The following is a 15,497-nucleotide window of genomic DNA, read 5'->3' as shown; positions in this document are numbered from 1 at the left end:
TTTTTAATTGCTTCAAAGAATAGCAATATTATATATACCATACTCTAACGCCAATTAACGCTATTCCTCAACTGAGGAATAGCGTTATGTGCGCCAAAATCCAGGAGTAAACAACACTAATAAAGTAAACACTTCTAAGCGGCCAAATAGCATTGCCATAATTAACACCCACTTGCTTGCATCCCCAATACCTGAGAAGTTAGCGGCAACCTCCCCTAATCCTGGACCAAGGTTATTAATGGCAGCAGCAACAGCTGTAAATGCGGTAATGTCATCCATACCGGTTGCTAATAGTAATAACATACAAATAACAAACACTGCGGCATAGGCAGAAAAGAAGCCCCAGACAGCTTCGACAACACGATCTGGCAATACCTTTTTACCCATTTTAATCTTAAAAATAGCCCTAGGATGTACTAACTTATTTAGCTCACGTAAACCTTGTAAATACAGTAGTAAGACCCTCACTACCTTCATACCGCCAGCAGTACTCGCTGCACAACCACCAATAAAACTCGAAAAAATCAGTAACAAAGGTAAAAGTGTTGGCCAATCGGCAAATGAAGTGGTTGAAAAGCCTGCTGTTGTGCTAATTGATACAGATTGAAACAAAGCCTGATCAAATGCTTTATCTGCATCTTGGTAAGTGCCAGAGGTCATTAATACTGTAAAACAAATAAGAGTTAGTACAACTTGTATAGCAAGAAACGCTTTAAATTCTGGATCTGCAAAATAATTTCTAAGGGATTTACTTTGAACTACAGCGTAATGTAGGGCGAAATTTACACTGGCAATAATTAAGAAGAAAACACAAACCAAATTAATCGTTGGGCTGTTAAAATATCCCATGCTGGCATCGTGAGTAGAAAACCCTCCAATGGCAACAGTGGAAAATGAATGACAAATAGCGTCAAATACTGACATACCCGCCAACCAATACGCTGCTGCACAAGCAACTGTTAATGATAAATAAATATACCATAAATGCTTTGCTGTATCGGCTATTCTTGGTGTCATCTTTGAATCTTTTACCGGCCCAGGAATCTCTGCTCGGTATAGCTGCATACCACCAATACCTAACATAGGTAATACCGCAACAGCTAATACAATAATCCCCATACCACCTAACCACTGTAACTGCTGGCGATACCACAACACGGCATGAGGTAAACCATCAATACGATTTAAAATGGTCGCCCCTGTCGTCGTTAAACCTGAGAATGATTCAAAAAATGCATCAGTCACTGACAATGATGGCTGATCTAATAAGATAAGAGGAATAGCGGAGAAGCTAGCAAGTACTAACCAAAATAACACCACAATCAAGAAACCTTCTCGAGATTTTAGATCGGTTTTTTCCCCTCTAAAAGGATACCAAGCTAAAAAACCGGTAAACAGGCAACATAAAAAGCCCATTAAAAAAGGTACACCGCCACCATCACGATAGATCATAGACACCATGGCAGGCGGAAGCATAGTGACACTGAGTAGTGCGACTAACAAACCTAAAATTCTAATAATATTTTTATATTGCACGTTTTATTTTTTGCATCATTATTTTATTTAATGTTGGTATACAGCCCAACCTACAAGGTATCAGAAGAGTATAATTTTAATTGACCTGCCGACAGTGTTTGCAATTTATGTTCAACCAAAGCTAATTCAGCTTGTGGTAACAAGAGTTTAAACTGCACTGTTTGTAAATATTCTTGCTCAATAACCTGACCTTCTACTTGGCTAATTATATGCAATACATCATCAACTTGGCTATATTGACACGCTAAAGTTTTTGCCGCCATCGCTATTTTAGTTTTCGATTGTAAAAACACAAGCGCTTGGCGAACACTATCACCATAAGCTCGCTGTAAACCACCAGTACCTAGTTTAGTGCCACCAAAATATCGTACAACTACAGCACAAACTTGCCCAATACCACCACCTTGTAAAACCGCCAGCATAGGTTTACCAGCGGTGCCACTTGGTTCGCCATCATCAGAATAACCATAACCTAAGCTATCATCTGCTGCTTTGGTTAAAAAAGCATAGCAATGATGGCTAGCTTGAGGGTGTTCAAATTGCCTTTGCTTAACTTGCGCCTTAGCTTCTTCAATACTAGTACAAGGAGCCAAATAGCAAATAAAGCGACTACGATTAACAAATATTTCATGTTCAACATTGTTAACCGCTATTTGGTAAGGGCTTTTCATAGCTCTAACATCCAAGAAAATTTAGCAAAAGACTAATTTAAACCTAAATCACGGGTCATATTTTCATTATGCGATTGATGAACAATGATGTTATCTTCAATCCGAATTCCGCCAAAATCACGCATACTATCAACTTTTCCCCAGTTCACTTGATCACTATTTTTTGAATCTTTTAAGGTACCCAGTAAAGAATCAATAAAATACAGCCCTGGTTCTATTGTAAAAACCTGCCCAGCTTCAATAACTCTTGAAGTACGTAGAAATGGATGATTATCAGGAGAGTTAATATGAGTACCACGTTCATCAGCCATAAAGCCACCAACATCATGTACTTGTAAGCCTAAATGATGCCCCAATCCATGAGGGAAGAAAGTACCTACAATACCTGACTCAACAGCGGTATCAGCACTTACTTTAATAAAATCGAACTCGACTAACACCTGGGCAATTTCTCTATAGGTGGCAATATGTAAATCCACATAACTAACACCAGGTTTTAAGCCTTCAACAGCACTAAGCATTAATTGATCCATACGCGCTATTAACTCAGCAAATTTATCTTGCTTGAAAGCATAAGTACGGGTTATATCGGCAGCGTAACCATGAAAGTTAGCGCCAGCATCAATGAGAAATGATTTATGTATTTGCGGTGCTACTTTATCTAACGCCATATAATGTAAAACTGAACAATTTTTATTTAGTGCAACAATGTTGCCATAAGGCGTTTCATTAGTCGTGTAACCTATTGCGCTAAGATAAGCTTGTTGAATTTCATACTCTGTAGCGCCACTAAAAAATGCTTTTTTAGCCGCATTATGTGCTGTTACAGCCAAGCTATTAGACTGACGCAAGCACACTAGTTCATATGATGTTTTATAAGCACGGTAATAATGAAAATAGTTTAATAAAGGCTCTGGATTAATCTCTTCAAATCCTAACGCTTTTGCCACTTCAATATGGCTACCAACATAAGCAAAATCTTTCTTATCATAAGGCAGTAACTTATCTACATCACTTGCTTTAGTCAGCACTTTAATATGAAAAAACTCTCCCCAATAACTTTCAGCTAACGGGACCACTTTATGCCAAAAGTCGACAGGCTGATAATAAATCAGCGTAGGCTTATCTTCGCCATTAACAATAAGCCAGCAATTAGGCACATCAATCAAAGGTAACCAATGTTTAAAATGAGGATTTACTCTAAATGGGTAAGCATTATCATCAAGAAAAGCTTTAATCTCTTGACCTGAATGAATCACCACACCTTCAATTTTTTCACATAACAACGCTTGTTTGGTACGTTGTTGTAAACAGTCAATATGTGCTGAATATTCTTCTTTTAACTTGTTGGTTAATGTACTCATAAACCCTCCCTTAAATTTTTCGGTATAATACCATACCCTTTTATTTTCAAGCTATAACACGACAATAGATCTTCTTTAAATTTGTGCAGCTTATTGTACATTTCGCTAGGTTTAACGCTCTTTTACTTTATTAACAACGAAAGGAGTTAGCCACCTATGGTCATGTTAATCACTTTTTCAAAAAGCTCACTGACTTGTCCTGGTTTATGCTGATATATTTCCTGATAGGCTAAAACACTTTTTACATAGTTACGCGTTTCTTTATAAGGTATGGTTTCAATCCAAATATCAGCAGGAATAGATTTGATGTTATTCACCCAAGTACTTACTCTGTATGGCCCTGCATTATAAGAAGCGGTTGCAAGCAACTGATTACCATTGTTTTTACCCAAAAGAATTTTTAAATATTTGGTGCCTAACTGAATATTGTTTTCAGCATTCAACAAATAACTATTATTGACCCTGCCTTTTTTAAGACTTTTTGCCGTATTAGGCATTAACTGCATTAACCCTTTAGCCCCCACTGGTGAATGAGCATCCTTCATAAAAGAGCTTTCTCTTCTTGCGATTGCAAAAGCCCACGAAGGCGCTATTTTTTCTTCTTTCGCATAAAAATTAATTTCTTTATCAAACGCTTTCGGAAAACGTAAATCAACATCATCTAGGTAGCCAGCATTAACTAAAGTAAAAATTGTTCTATCAAACCATTGGTTTTCATTCGCTATTTTTGCTGCGACTAACTTTTCTCTATTATTTAATTTTTTAAGTAAGTAATTCCATTCTGAACGTGCTTGATGATGACGCCCTAAGGAATGAAACTCAAAAGCGCGCTTAGCAGCAGGATAATTAATTAGCTGTTTCTTTTCTGCTAAAGAAAACTGAAGTGGTTTGTTTTGCAAGTTCACCGGTTTTTTTAAATAACTTGCGGCAAGAAATCCATAATAATGACGTTCATTAGCTAGCTCTTGCAATAAAAGAATGCCTGGTTCATTTGCATTTGTTGCAATTAATGCCCGTGCATACCAATATTTCCACTTCAAATCATTCTTATGTTTTTTAGGTAATTGCGCTAAATCTATAATCAGTTGATCCCAATCATTTTTCTTTAATGCCTGCGATAAGCGTCGCTGCAGAATACTATCACTCAGTACATTAACATCAAGTTTATCAAGCCAAGTTTGTGCTGCACGGTGGTTTTTAGATGATAAGGCTACTGCAAACCTTTCGGTTATTTGCTGCTGTTGATCTTGTGTAAAAGTAAATTTCACCCTTGCCTTATTATAACTACGAATTGCTACATCGGGTGAATGCCATATTAGTCGCTTAAGACCGTATGTTAGTATTTCTACTTCACGTGTTGATTTATTTGGAAAGTTCTTAAACTTACTTGCTATAGAAGGGTCACGTCTAACTTTATGCCATAAGCGTCCTAAATATTGCTGTTTTGGCGGTAGCAACTTAGTTAAATAAGGAATAAGTGTGTGCTTTCCACCATCAGCAGCCAAACCAATACGTTGCCAAATAATATCGTTGGTACGATACCCTGCTTTTTGCCAACGTTCAAATAAAGGATCACACGCCTTATCTTGTGACTTACCAACCACCCACAATTTAGTAACTTTAGGAAGTATCTCACTTTCTGGCACACCTGCCTGTAAACTGAAATCTAACTGATGGCATACTAATTTGGCATTTGAAGTCGGCTTATAATCTTTTAAATACAAAGCACCTTGTTTTTTATTCGCGAGATAAGTTAACCACTTTTTTCGCAAAGGCCAATCAAGAGGTGTACCCTGATACTCTTCTAAAAATGTTGAGATTTCTTGTGCATCTGACAAACTAATTTTATTCATTAAGCGACTTTGATCTAAATAAGGCTGTAATGAATAATAATGAAGTTGGTTATAGAGTAATTGATATTGAGCAGAATCACTTTTACTGACAAGCTTCTCTGCTTTAATAAAGTTTTTTTGCTGTATTTTATCTACTGTTATTTTAAATGGCTCACTCGCCTGTAGGCTAAAGCTATAACTAACTATAGCCAGTGTTAACAATATTTTCGACACTACACGGGTTAGCATTAACTTCTCTTTTCCCAAAACATATCAGATATCTGATGAAAGTATATACCTAAACGGCCTAGACATGCGAGTTGATATATATTTAGTTGGTTGAACTATATACGAGACAGCTCAAATAGAAATGAAGTAGAATAGTAACACTCGATAAATTTAACTACCCAATATCATTTATGCTAAACGAAACATTTAACAAAACAGATCATTCCCTTGATGCTATTGGTCTACGCTGTCCAGAGCCAGTAATGATGGTTCGATTAAAGATAAGAAAAATGGCAAGTAGTGAAACTCTATTAATCACTTGCGATGACCCCTCAACGACACGTGATATACCTAGCTTTTGTCGGTTTATGGAGCATGAGCTTATTGCCAAAAAAGTTGACGAAAAACCTTACTTATTTGTAATTAAAAAGGGCTAACCTTTATTATTTCAAACAAGTAAGATTAACCCTATTATGACGCTTATTATTTAGCTATGCTGGTAATTCCACTTTTTGAAGCATAACAAACAGTTCGTCTTTTAGTTTTAAACGTACTTTCTTTTTCTTCTCTAAATAGTCATCACTAGTATTCTCTATCCCCTGCTCTATATGACGTATTTCTTGGTCAATTTCATGGTATTCATTAAACAAACGAGTAAAGTGGTTGTCGTTCATTTTTAAATAATGAATTTCCTCATTAAAATCTGGAAATTCGTGATGAAGGTCATGTTTTTCTAACGTCATAATTTTCTCCTACGTTGTTATATTTTAATAATGTACTCTAACTAACACACTACGCTTTTAATTATTTACGTCATTGATCTAACTCAAACTCTAATGATTTTATTTTGTATCACAGCCTTACTAGTAAAGTTGTAAACATATGTGTATTCGCCGAACCTTTTTATTAAAACTATCTCTAACCCAAACTACTACTATGAGGTGAAATATAATGACTTACTTACAAAAATTTCTAAAAGATAACAAACTATTTATACTCTTTGTTTTATTAATGTCCGTATTTAGAAGTGCCGTTGCTGATTGGTACACGGTACCAACAGGCTCAATGCAGCCAACGATTAAAGAGGGCGATAGAATTATTGTTAATAAAATGGCTTATGATTTAAGACTACCTTTTAGCCAACTATCTCTACTATCAACCGGAGAGCCTAAGCGTGGAGAAATAGTTGTGTTTGAATCTAAAACAGCTGATAAACGTTTAATAAAACGTATGGTTGGCTTACCTGGCGATAGAATTTCAATGAAAGAAGAAACGCTTTATATTAATGGTCAAGCTATGCCATATAAAATAACCAAAGAAAACCCTCAGCAACTTGTCGCTATAGAGCAGCTTGGTGCTATTAATCACTCTATTCGTATCGATAAAGAAAGGAGTAATCAACGTAGTACTTTTTCGCCATTAACCGTTCCTGATGGTTATTACTTTGTGTTAGGTGATAACCGTCGTAACAGCGCCGATTCACGAGTTTATGGTTTAGTCCCTCGTCATGAACTTAAAGGTAAAGCTAGTTCAATTGCATTTTCTGTTAACTATGATAATTACTATTTACCAAGAGCAAATCGATTTTTTAAAGACATCTATTCTATTTAACCTGAACTCGGTTTAAGCTGTTTTTAATCAATTGGAATACTTAGGAGTATTGCCTTTACTCTAGCTTGATAGTTTTTGATTTTAACTCAGAAAAATAGCGGCTAAAGGAATATTTATTAAACCAAGCGCTAGTTATTAAACACAAACTTCACGCACAAAAAAGGGCATATCACTATGCCCTTTTAGTTAATTAACCGAGTTTTCTAACGATACATTGCTACAGTAGTGAAATATCGGCAATAGCAAAGAAACTATTACGAATTTCATTAAGTAATGTTAAGCGGTTAGTTTTAATCGCTTCATCATCGCTCATCACCATTACATTATCAAAGAAAGTATCAATTGGCGCTTTTAATTGTGCTAATTCACTTAAAGCCGCTTGGTAGTTTTTATCCGCCATCAATGGTGCAACTTTTAGACTGATTGCTTGATAAACATCAGCTAAATCACGTTCGGCTTGCTCTGTTGCTAAATCAACATTAAAAGCTTGATAAAGCTCACCATCAAACTTAGCTAAAATATTTCCAACTCGTTTATTTGCAGCAGCTAAGGTCGCAGCTTCTGGTAAGTCACCAAAGAAAGTAACCGCTTTAATGCGTTTATCAAAATCCAATGGTGCACTAGGCTTTTTAGCCAACACTGCTTGAATAACATCAACACTGATCCCTTGCTCTTGATAGAAAGCACGGAAACGACCCATAATGAAATCTAAGACATCATTAGCAGTATTTTCATTAATCAACTTATCACCAAACAACTCGATACTTTTGTTAATAAGCTCTGACAGGTCTAAATTAAGCTGTTTTTCAATAATTATACGAATACTACCAATGGCAGCTCTTCGAAGCGCAAATGGGTCTTTATCACCCTTAGGTGCTTGTTTAATACCAAAGATACCAACTAAGGTATCAATCTTATCACTAATAGCAACAGCACAACCTATATTTGCTTCCGGTAAGCTATCACCAGAAAAACGTGGGCGATATTGATCTTCTAATGCCTGGGCAATATTTTCATTTTCACCATCATGTAAAGCATAGTATTTACCCATAGTGCCCTGCACTTGTGGAAATTCTAATACCATTTCAGACATTAAGTCTGTTTTACTGAGTAAGCCAGCACGGTATGCATCGTCTGCATTTTCATTTAACTGCTGTGCAATAAATTGGCTCAGCTGTGCGATACGTTCTGATTTCGCTTTTAGTGTGCCTAACTGTTTTTGAAACAACACAGACTCAAGACTTGTTAAACGTGACTCTAAACTTTGCTTTTTATCTGTTTTAAAGAAAAACTCAGCATCCGCTAAACGTGGACGAATTACTTTTTCATTACCAAAAATAACTGCTTCAGGATCTTTTGACTCAATATTAGAAACAAAAATAAATTTGTTAACTAATTGACCATTTTTATCTGTAACAGGGAAATACTTTTGATGGTCTTTCATTGAATAAATTAATGGTTCAGCAGGCACATTCAAGAATTCTTTATCAAACGTTCCTACCAATGTTACTGGCCATTCAACTAATGCAGTTACTTCGTTAAGTAAATCTTCATCAATTAATGCTACTGCATCAATATTATTCGCCGCTTGTTTTATTTGCTCAACAATTTTATTTTGTCGCTCTGCAAAGTCTACTTCAACATAAGCTTTAGCAAGTTCCGCTTGATAATCATTTGCATGATTAATGGTAACTAAGCCTTGATGATGAAAACGATGACCTTGTACTTGATTACCTGAAATAACACCAAGCGCTTCACCAGCAATTAACTCACTACCAAATAACATCGTTAGTGTATGTACAGGACGAATAAATTGAGTACGCTCTGCGCCCCAACGCATTGGTTTAGCGATAGGTAATTTCTTTAACGCTATATTTACCATGTCAGGAATTAATTCAGTGGTGGCTAAGCCAGTTACTGTTGCAGTATGAAGCAACCATTCACCTTTATCAGTTACCAAGCGTTCAGCTTGTTCAACTGTTATACCGTTTGATTTTGCCCAACCTTGAGCAGCTTTACTAGCATTACCCGCTTCATCAAACGCAACATTCACTGCCGGGCCACGTTTTTCTACTGTTTTATCTTGTTGTTTATCAACTAAATCAAAAACTTGTACAGCCATACGGCGAGGTGTAGCAAACCACTTTATATCGTTATATGCTAAATCATGGCTATCAAGTTGACTTTTTATACTATCAAAAAAAGCTGTTGCTAATGTTTTCAATGCTTTAGGTGGTAACTCTTCAGTACCCAATTCAATAAGGAGTGTTTCAGTAGTCATTATTTATCTCCTTTGTTTGAAGCGTCATTTTGATTATTTTTACATAACGGGAAGCCTAGTTCTTCACGCTTTTGGTAATACGCTTCAGCAACCGCTTTTGATAAAGTACGTACACGTAAAATATAACGTTGACGTTCTGTTACTGATATAGCATGACGTGCATCGAGTAAATTGAAAGCATGAGACGCTTTCATCACTTGCTCGTATGCCGGTAATGGTAAATTAGCTTCAATTAGTTTTTGGCTATCTTTTTCGCATTGATCAAACTGCTTAAATAACGCATCAACATCAGCATGTTCAAAGTTATAAGTAGACTGCTCAACTTCATTTTGGTGGAAAACATCACCGTAATATACAGTACCCATTGGACCGTCAGCCCAAACAAGATCATAAATGCTATCGACATTTTGAATGTACATTGCCAGACGTTCTAAGCCATAAGTAATTTCACCTGTAACAGGTGTACACTCTAAGCCGCCGACTTGTTGGAAATAAGTAAATTGAGTGATTTCCATGCCGTTAAGCCATATTTCCCAGCCTAAGCCCCATGCACCTAACGTTGGTGACTCCCAGTTATCTTCAACAAAACGAATATCATGAACAAGTGGATCAATACCTAGCTCTTTTAATGAATTCAGGTATAGCTCTTGAATGTTCTTTGGAGAAGGCTTTAACATCACTTGAAATTGATAATAATGTTGCAAGCGATTAGGGTTTTCACCGTAGCGACCATCAGTTGGTCGTCGACATGGCTGAACATAAGCGCTGCTAATAGGCTCTGGCCCTATAGATCGTAGAAAGGTCATTGGGTGGAAGGTACCAGCCCCTACTTCTAAGTCTAACGGTTGTACTATTACACAGCCTTGTCTTGACCAATAATCTTGCAACTGCAAGATTAGACCTTGAAACGTTTTACAATTGAAACTAGTCATGTTTTGTCAAATTCACTCTAAGTTATAAATTTACACGCTATACATTCATCAAAAAACATAACGTGCTGTTTTTAAAATAGAAATGCTCAGTTATGATGACCGAGCATATAATATTTATCGATGAAATTCTAAATTTCATCCCTACTGCCTATGTAAAAATATTATTTACATAGGTCATAACACTTAAAAATCTAAGTTTGAAACTTTTAAGGCATTTTCTTCTATAAACTTCCTACGCGGCTCTACATGATCACCCATTAAGGTATTAAACAGTTGATCTGCTGCAATCGCATCATCAATCGTAACTTGTAACATACGACGTGTTTCAGGATCCATGGTAGTTTCCCACAATTGATCAGGGTTCATCTCACCCAATCCTTTATAACGTTGAATATATTGACCACGTTTAGATTCAGCCATTAACCAACTAAGTGCTTCTTCAAAGGTGTCAACAGGTTTAACCTTCTCACCTCGTTTAACATAAGCACCTTCTTCCATTAAATTATTAATCGCATCGTTTAATGAAATAATCGCTGCAAACTCATTAGACTGAGTAAACTCATAGTTACAACTGTAAACCTTATCAATACCGTGCTTACGAACAATAAATTCTGGGTAATAAATATTACGCTCAGTATTGTATTCTACAGTCACGGTATATAGAGAGCCGTTACCATCTTGATCATCAAGTTGAGTAATTAAATCTTTAGCCCATGCATCAACTTTATCTTTATCTGCAAAATCTTCTTTCGCGATATTCGTGCTATATACCATTTTTTCTAGGATATCTGCAGGAATTTGTCTAGAGATACGCTTAATAGTTTCCATGGTAGTACGGAATTGATTAACTAACTGTTCTAGTGCTAAACCAGTAATAGCAGGTGCATCTTCATTAACATGAATAGAAGCACTGTCTAATGCTAAAGTAGTGAGGTATTCTGTTAAACCATCATCATCTTTTATGTAACGCTCTTGCTTACCTTTTTTCACTTTATATAACGGTGGTTGTGCAATAAAGATATGGCCACGTTCCATAATTTCAGGCATTTGACGATAAAAGAATGTTAATAACAATGTACGGATATGCGATCCATCAACATCCGCATCCGTCATAATGATAATACTATGATATCTCAATTTTTCTGGGTTGTACTCATCACGACCAATACCACAGCCTAATGCTGTAATGAGTGTACCAACTTCTTGAGAAGAGATCATTTTATCAAAACGTGCTTTCTCTACGTTTAATATTTTACCTTTCAACGGTAAAATAGCTTGGTTTTTACGGTTACGTCCCTGCTTGGCTGAACCGCCAGCAGAGTCCCCTTCCACAATATATAATTCAGATAGTGCAGGATCTTTTTCCTGACAATCAGCTAACTTACCTGGTAAGCCAGCAATATCTAATGCACCTTTACGTCGAGTCATTTCACGTGCTTTACGCGCAGCTTCACGAGCTCTCGCAGCATCAACAATTTTCATAATAATAGTACGAGCAACAGCAGGTTTTTCTAATAAGTACTCACCTAACTTTTCACCCATTGCTTGTTCAACTGCCGTTTTCACTTCAGAAGAAACTAGTTTATCTTTAGTTTGAGAAGAGAATTTAGGATCTGGTACTTTAACCGAAATTACAGCAGTTAAGCCTTCACGTGCATCATCACCTGAAGCGTTCGTTTCTGTACTACCACCTTTTTTGGTCTTATTAAGACCTTCTTTCACCATATAACTATTCAATGTACGAGTTAATGCCGTACGGAAACCACTTAAATGAGTACCACCATCACGCTGTGGAATATTATTAGTAAAACAGTGAATACTTTCTTGGAAACCATCATTCCATTGCATCGCCACTTCAACAACAATGCCATCGTCACGTGCTAAATCAAAATAGAAAATCTCTTCATTTACAGGTGTCTTGTTTGTATTTAAATAATCAACAAACGCTTGAATACCACCATCAAAATGGAAATGATCTTCTTTACCTTCTTCACGTTCATCAATTAAACGAATTGAGACACCTGAGTTTAAGAATGACAATTCACGAATACGTTTAACTAACAATTCATAATGAAATAAAACGTCTGTAAAAGTATCAGTGCTTGGCCAAAAACGTACCTCGGTACCTGTTTTATCACTTTCTCCAACAACAGCCAGAGGTGCTTGTGGTATGCCTATATGGTAATACTGTTCAAATAATTGCCCATCTCTGCGAATATTCAACTTTAGTTTACTACTTAAAGCATTTACTACAGAAATACCAACACCATGAAGTCCACCTGAAACTTTGTAACCTGAGTCATCTCCACCAAACTTACCACCAGCATGTAATACTGTCATGATAACTTCAGCTGCAGAAACCCCCTCTTCAGGATGTAATTCTGTTGGTATACCACGGCCATCATCTTTTACAGAAACAGAACCATCTAAATGAATAGTGACGACAATATCTTTACAATGTCCTGCCAAAGCTTCATCAATTGAGTTATCTAACACCTCAAAAACCATGTGGTGTAAACCAGTACCATCATCAGTGTCACCGATGTACATACCGGGTCTTTTTCGTACTGCATCAAGTCCTTTTAGTACTTTAATACTGGCCGAGTCATATTCATTTTCTACAGTCATAGTTTTAGCCTATTCAATTGCTGTTTCTGTTTTTAAGTCAGAATCGTTTGGAGACATCGCTGATATTTCGCCATGTTTCACGTGAAACACTTTATAATTTTCTATTGTTGTAATTGTTTTTTCATTTTCAGAGCAAACATTATTACAAATACCATCATTAAAGCGCTCAAAAAAAGGAGTTAAAACATCATTGCTAATTGCAGTAATTACCACTTGGCAATCTAATATTTCTAACGCCTTTGATAGCGCTTTACGAGAATTAATATCTAATTCTGCACCAATATCATCTATTAATAAAATTGGTTTTACTCGTTCAACTCTAGCTATTAATTTAGCTTGGGTAAAAGTTAACGCGAGTAAAAACAACTTTTGTTGACCTCTAGATAGTTGAGTCTCTAAAGGCTGTTTATCAAGGAGAAATTTCACATCAAATTTATGAGCACCATATAAACTATATCCATATTTAGCTTCACGTTCTTGATTACTAAAAAGTACTTCTTCTAATTCTCTTTTTTGTGGCCATCCTCGTAAGTATTGTACCGTTACTCTGCTCTTCAAACTTGGCAGTAGCAGTGTTAGCCAACCATCTAATTCATTAATCAAGGTTAAGCTATACTCTTCCCTTACACTAGCAACTTCAGCAGACATTTGACAGAACTGCTCAGTCCAATATGACAGCATAGCGTTAGATGCACTTGAATGATGATTTAATCTAATACAAGCATTTCTTTGTTTTAAAACTCGATTAAAGTTTTTCCATTGCTGTGCAAATGAATGTTTCACGTGAAACATGCCTAAATCGACAAACCTTCTGCGTTCCCTAGGTCCACCAAAAAAAAGTTTAAAGCTCTCTGGCGTAACAATTTGTATTGCAATATTTTTAGCTAACACTGATAAGCGATTCTGAAATTCACCATCAATTTTAATAGTTGTTGAGCCTGTACTAATATCACGACTTAATCCTAGTTGGCGATTATTTCCATCTCTAACACTAACAACAAAGTTAGTTGTCTCGTGACAAGCTAGTGCATCAAGTTTACTTGTTCTAAAAGATTTACCATGTCCTAGAAAAAAAAGTGCCTCTAATAAACTACTTTTTCCGCTACCATTATCCCCAACAAAAAAGTTTAATTGTGAGTGAAAATCAATTGTAGCATCATTTAAGTTACGAAAATTTTTGGTAACTAATTTAATAACACTCATTTAGTTAATTTCAATGGTAAACAAACTATAAGCGCATTGGCATAACAACATAAAGCGCTTCACCAGAATCTGCACCTTCAATAACAACGCTTGAATTAGCATCAGCTAAAGTAAACTTAACTTTTTCATCTTTAATCGCATTTAGTACATCAAGTACATAACTAACATTGAAACCTATTTCGAGTTCATCATATGGAAAATCTATTTCTAACTCTTCTTCTGCTTGCTCTTGCTCTGGGTTATTAGCTGTAATTTTTAATAAAGAATTTAAAAAATTTAAACGAACACCTTTAAATTTTTCATTCGATAAAATAGATGCCCGTGACAATACTTGACGTAATTTTTCTTTATCAGTAACAAATATTTTATCACCATTACGAGGTAAAACTCGACGGTAATCAGGAAAACGTCCATCAACTAATTTACTTGTAAACGAAAATTCTGAATCAATAATACGAATATGATTAGAGCCAAGATAAACTTGCACCGCTTCATCAACAGGAGCAAGCAAACGAATTATTTCTAAAATACCTTTTCGAGGAACAATAACTTGTCTTGCTGGTAGTGTTAAAGATTCATTTGAAATTTTACAAATAGCTAATCGGTGACCGTCTGTAGCAACAGATCTAATTTCATTACCTTCACTTTCGATCGACATACCATTTAAGTAATAACGAACATCTTGGTTAGCCATTGAGAAATGCGTACTTTCAATTAAGCGCAATAATTCTGATTTTAATAATTTAAACTCAACATCGCCCTTCCATTCTTCAATATTTGGAAAGTCATCAGCTGATAATGTTGATAGCGAATAGCGACTTCTGCCTGACGTTAATTTAACGCTATCATTTTCAGCATTAAAACTTATCATTGAGTTTTCAGGTAAACTTTTACAAATATCAAGTAATTTACGTGCAGGTATTGTTATTTTTCCATCTTCACCCTGATTATCTATTTCAGCATGAGCTACCATTTCAAGTTCTAAATCGGTAGCAGTCAAGGTTAACAAATGCCCTTTAACATCAAAAAGAATATTTCCTAAAATGGGTAAAGTACTTTTGCGTTCAACTGCACCAGAAACTAACAATAATGGCTTAAGTAATAATTCTCTATTAAGTGAAAATTTCATTTATCATCCTGCATTTGAGCAAATTTCTTATTATTAAATTTTAGTTGGTAAAATAATTCTATAACACTAGTGGAAAACATTA

General features: G+C 35.8%; 12 protein-coding genes. 2 read left to right on the top strand and 10 right to left on the bottom strand.

The features are described from left to right. Nucleotides 1–84: 84 nt before the first annotated feature. The 4 genes from Q4496_RS03125 to Q4496_RS03110 form a co-directional block, all read right to left on the bottom strand. Nucleotides 85–1,536, bottom strand: coding sequence for a TrkH family potassium uptake protein (locus Q4496_RS03125; RefSeq protein WP_215971624.1), 1,452 nt, complete (start codon nucleotides 1,534–1,536; stop codon nucleotides 85–87). A gap of 50 nt (nucleotides 1,537–1,586) precedes the next feature. After that, the gene (locus tag Q4496_RS03120) at nucleotides 1,587–2,207 is read right to left on the bottom strand and encodes a YigZ family protein (protein WP_215971625.1); all 621 of its coding nucleotides are present in this window, start codon (nucleotides 2,205–2,207) and stop codon (nucleotides 1,587–1,589) included. A 32-nt stretch (nucleotides 2,208–2,239) separates the two neighbouring features. Further along, a complete protein-coding gene (gene pepQ, locus Q4496_RS03115) occupies nucleotides 2,240–3,571 on the bottom strand; it encodes a Xaa-Pro dipeptidase (protein ID WP_215971626.1) in 1,332 nt (443 codons plus the stop codon). A 146-nt stretch (nucleotides 3,572–3,717) separates the two neighbouring features. Then, nucleotides 3,718–5,652 (bottom strand): transglycosylase SLT domain-containing protein, encoded by a 1,935-nt coding sequence (locus Q4496_RS03110; protein ID WP_215971627.1) that lies wholly within the window; start codon nucleotides 5,650–5,652, stop codon nucleotides 3,718–3,720. A 170-nt stretch (nucleotides 5,653–5,822) separates the two neighbouring features. Between Q4496_RS03110 and tusA the strand changes: the two genes are divergently transcribed. Further along, nucleotides 5,823–6,068 (top strand): sulfurtransferase TusA, encoded by a 246-nt coding sequence (gene tusA, locus Q4496_RS03105; RefSeq protein WP_215971628.1) that lies wholly within the window; start codon nucleotides 5,823–5,825, stop codon nucleotides 6,066–6,068. A gap of 54 nt (nucleotides 6,069–6,122) precedes the next feature. Here the strand turns inward: tusA and Q4496_RS03100 are convergent, their stop codons facing one another. Continuing rightward, nucleotides 6,123–6,374, bottom strand: a complete 252-nt coding sequence (locus Q4496_RS03100; RefSeq protein WP_215971629.1) for a YdcH family protein — start codon at nucleotides 6,372–6,374, stop codon at nucleotides 6,123–6,125. A 208-nt stretch (nucleotides 6,375–6,582) separates the two neighbouring features. Between Q4496_RS03100 and lepB the strand changes: the two genes are divergently transcribed. Continuing rightward, nucleotides 6,583–7,242: a signal peptidase I gene (gene lepB / locus Q4496_RS03095; RefSeq protein WP_215971630.1), complete on the top strand. Its 660-nt coding sequence runs from the start codon at nucleotides 6,583–6,585 to the stop codon at nucleotides 7,240–7,242. 217 nt (nucleotides 7,243–7,459) lie between these two features. Here lepB and glyS read toward each other — a convergent pair whose 3' ends face one another. The 5 genes from glyS to dnaN form a co-directional block, all read right to left on the bottom strand. Then, nucleotides 7,460–9,523 (bottom strand): glycine--tRNA ligase subunit beta, encoded by a 2,064-nt coding sequence (glyS, locus tag Q4496_RS03090; RefSeq protein WP_303609909.1) that lies wholly within the window; start codon nucleotides 9,521–9,523, stop codon nucleotides 7,460–7,462. Then, nucleotides 9,523–10,455, bottom strand: coding sequence for a glycine--tRNA ligase subunit alpha (glyQ, locus tag Q4496_RS03085; protein ID WP_215971632.1), 933 nt, complete (start codon nucleotides 10,453–10,455; stop codon nucleotides 9,523–9,525). The genes glyS and glyQ overlap by 1 nt, the downstream gene beginning before the upstream one ends. A 183-nt stretch (nucleotides 10,456–10,638) precedes the next feature. Continuing rightward, nucleotides 10,639–13,083, bottom strand: a complete 2,445-nt coding sequence (gene gyrB, locus Q4496_RS03080) for a DNA topoisomerase (ATP-hydrolyzing) subunit B (protein WP_215971633.1) — start codon at nucleotides 13,081–13,083, stop codon at nucleotides 10,639–10,641. 9 nt (nucleotides 13,084–13,092) lie between these two features. Next, complete coding sequence (gene recF, locus Q4496_RS03075) at nucleotides 13,093–14,286, bottom strand: DNA replication/repair protein RecF (protein WP_215971634.1); 1,194 nt, start codon at nucleotides 14,284–14,286, stop codon at nucleotides 13,093–13,095. A 25-nt stretch (nucleotides 14,287–14,311) separates the two neighbouring features. Beyond that, nucleotides 14,312–15,415, bottom strand: a complete 1,104-nt coding sequence (gene dnaN / locus Q4496_RS03070) for a DNA polymerase III subunit beta (protein ID WP_215971635.1) — start codon at nucleotides 15,413–15,415, stop codon at nucleotides 14,312–14,314. Nucleotides 15,416–15,497 lie beyond the last annotated feature (82 nt).

The organism is Colwellia sp. 5_MG-2023 (assembly GCF_030547795.1).
Classification (GTDB): domain Bacteria; phylum Pseudomonadota; class Gammaproteobacteria; order Enterobacterales; family Alteromonadaceae; genus Colwellia.
The sequence above is the reverse complement of the archived record's forward strand: the minus strand, read 5'-3'. Positions and strand labels throughout refer to the sequence as shown.